Consider the following 2,360-nt stretch of genomic DNA (forward strand, 5'->3'; position numbering starts at 1 on the left):
TTCTGGTTATTGGGCATGGGAAGTGGGCACCGTGGCCAAAGTGATGCACATAGACGACACCGACCTAAAAGACAATCCTTACTATCCATACGACATGGTGCATTGGGAAGAGGACAGGGAAGAATAGGCTGCCGCGAAAGCCAACGATGCCTTGTGGAAAGGCACGCAATACATCGAAAGTTCCCCAGTGCTTAGAACTGTGGGCAAGATTGCGGGCAGAGCCTTAATCGTGGTGGGCATTGCTTGGGACGCATATTGCATCAACGAGGCCTACCAAGAGGAAGGGGAGTTTGGCGACAAGACACAACAGGCCACCGGTGCGGCCGTTGGTGGCTTGGCTGGTGCATGGGCCGGTGCCGAAATTGGCGCAATTGTCGGCACGGCCGTCTGTCCTGGTGTGGGTACATTCGTTGGCGCAGTGATAGGTGGTCTCGTTGGCGCATTTTTTTGCAGCTGGGGCGGTTCAGCATTAGTGGATAGTATTTTCTAACTTAAAAAACAAACATAACTATGGGACTATTTGATGCAATATTTGGAAGTTCAAAGAAAGAACAGGAAAAGCCCATTAGGGACAAGTTGAAGGACAGGAAACATTTTGAAAAATGGTTAAAAAACACATTGCAAGAAATTGCGGAAGATGAGATCTCCATCTTGAAAGCTAAGGAAAGTGGAAATGAGGTAAGCACTTTTCTATACTATGTGCTAGACGATAGGAATGTGGATGTCATTCAGATTAAGTATTCTATGGACGCTAGCATAATTGAACTGAGAGAAATCTACATGGATTCGTTAGAATATTTCCGTTTAAGCTTTGAGCCAGAGGAACCGATGTACTTTGAAATTTTAAACCGCGTTTCACTAGGCATTCTTTTGAATATTCCCGACGAAAATCTCATGCAGTTGGTAGATTACGTACAGCGGATGGACGAAGAGGCTAAACCTGCGGACTGGACACCAGACTTGTTGCTTTGGTTCTTGCTGAACTCACGCCTGAAAGATAACGAGAAAAGAGCACATGCCCAAAAGCTAGCATTCCCAAGGCTATATACAAGGATTGTACAAGGTAATACAAGCCACCGACAGTAAGGCTGCACTAAAAGCATTAAAAGACTATATAGGCAAATGGTACAACCTAAACAAGGATGCTCCTTGGTACGACAGTCATCTAAAAAAGAACTGCTATTCTGGCTACTGGGCATGGGAAGTGGCCGCCGTGGCTAAGATAATGCACATAGACGACACCGACCTAAAAGACAATCCTTACTATCCATACGACATGGTGCATTGGGAGGAGGACAGGGAAGAATAGGCTGCCGCGAAAGCCAACGATGCCTTGTGGAAAACCATGCAATACATAGATAGTTCCCCTGTGCTTAGAACTGTGGGCAAGGTTGCAGGTAGAGCCTTAATCGTGGTGGGCATTGCTTGGGACGCATATTGCATCAACGAGGCCTACCAAGAGGAAGAGGAGTTTGGCGACAAGACACAACAGGCCACTGGTGCGGCCGTTGGTGGCTTGGCTGGTGCATGGGCCGGTGCGGAAATTGGCGTAATTGTCGGCACGGCCGTCTGTCCTGGCGTGGGTACATTCGTTGGCGCAGTGATAGTCGGTCTCATCGGTGCATTCCTTTGTAGCAGGGGCGGTTCTGCATTGGTGGATAGTATTTTCTAACTTAAATGTCAAGCGTAATTATGGGACTATTTGATGCTATATTTGGAAGTTCAAAGAAAGAACAGGAACAACCCATTAGGGATAAATTGAAGAAAAGAAAGGATTTTGAAAAGGTTTTGAAGATAAGACTAGCTGAAATCGACAGATATAAAGAGATTCTGACAACAGGGCAAGGAGATGAATTATACTCTTGTTATATGATAGCAGACGACAGTATGGATGTCATCCAAATAAGATATTCAATGGACGGTGGACTAAAAGAACTACAAAAAATTTATATGGACTCTTTTGACTACTTCCTGCGTGATAATAGTTGTGATGGTGCCATATACGATGACGTACTATACAGAATATCATTAGGCATTCTTTTGAATATTCCCGATGAAAACTTCATGCAGTTGGTAGACTACGTACAACGCTTGGACGAGGAGGCAAAACCTGCGAACTGGACACCGGACTTGTTGCTTTGGTTCTTGCTGAACTCGCGCCTGAAAGATAACGAGAAAAGGACACATGCCCAAAAGCTTGCATTCCCTAGAGAATGCAAGGGGCTATACTAGGTAACGCAAGCCGCAGACAGTAAGGCTGCCCTAAAAGCATTAAAAGACTATATAGGCAAATGGTACAACCTAAACAAGGATGCCTCTTGGTACGACAGTCATCTAAGAAAGAACTGCTATTCTGGTTA

General features: G+C 45.3%; 6 protein-coding genes. All 6 read left to right on the forward strand.

Features of this window, described 5'->3' with window-relative positions; translation table 11 throughout:
* Positions 1-127, forward strand: a 127-nt coding sequence (locus HMPREF0670_RS15835) for a PoNe immunity protein domain-containing protein (protein WP_157579633.1), incomplete at its 5' end; no start/stop codon positions are given.
* A gap of 60 nt (positions 128-187) precedes the next feature.
* Complete coding sequence (locus HMPREF0670_RS11420; RefSeq protein WP_157579634.1) at positions 188-490, forward strand: glycine zipper domain-containing protein; 303 nt, start codon at positions 188-190, stop codon at positions 488-490.
* Between the two features lie 20 nt (positions 491-510).
* On the forward strand, positions 511-1,086 hold the full coding sequence (locus tag HMPREF0670_RS11425; protein WP_009231307.1) for a PoNe immunity protein domain-containing protein: 576 nt from the start codon (positions 511-513) through the stop codon (positions 1,084-1,086).
* Positions 1,055-1,309: a PoNe immunity protein domain-containing protein gene (locus HMPREF0670_RS17150; protein ID WP_232213913.1), complete on the forward strand. Its 255-nt coding sequence runs from the start codon at positions 1,055-1,057 to the stop codon at positions 1,307-1,309. Before HMPREF0670_RS11425 ends, HMPREF0670_RS17150 begins: the two co-directional genes overlap by 32 nt.
* 36 nt (positions 1,310-1,345) lie before the next feature.
* Positions 1,346-1,672: a hypothetical protein gene (locus HMPREF0670_RS11430; RefSeq protein ID WP_044078215.1), complete on the forward strand. Its 327-nt coding sequence runs from the start codon at positions 1,346-1,348 to the stop codon at positions 1,670-1,672.
* A gap of 20 nt (positions 1,673-1,692) precedes the next feature.
* The gene (locus HMPREF0670_RS11435) at positions 1,693-2,232 is read left to right on the forward strand and encodes a PoNe immunity protein domain-containing protein (RefSeq protein WP_052296881.1); all 540 of its coding nucleotides are present in this window, start codon (positions 1,693-1,695) and stop codon (positions 2,230-2,232) included.
* The last annotated feature ends 128 nt before the right edge of the window (positions 2,233-2,360 follow it).

This window comes from Prevotella sp. oral taxon 317 str. F0108 (assembly GCF_000162415.1).
In the GTDB taxonomy this organism is placed as follows: domain Bacteria; phylum Bacteroidota; class Bacteroidia; order Bacteroidales; family Bacteroidaceae; genus Prevotella; species Prevotella conceptionensis.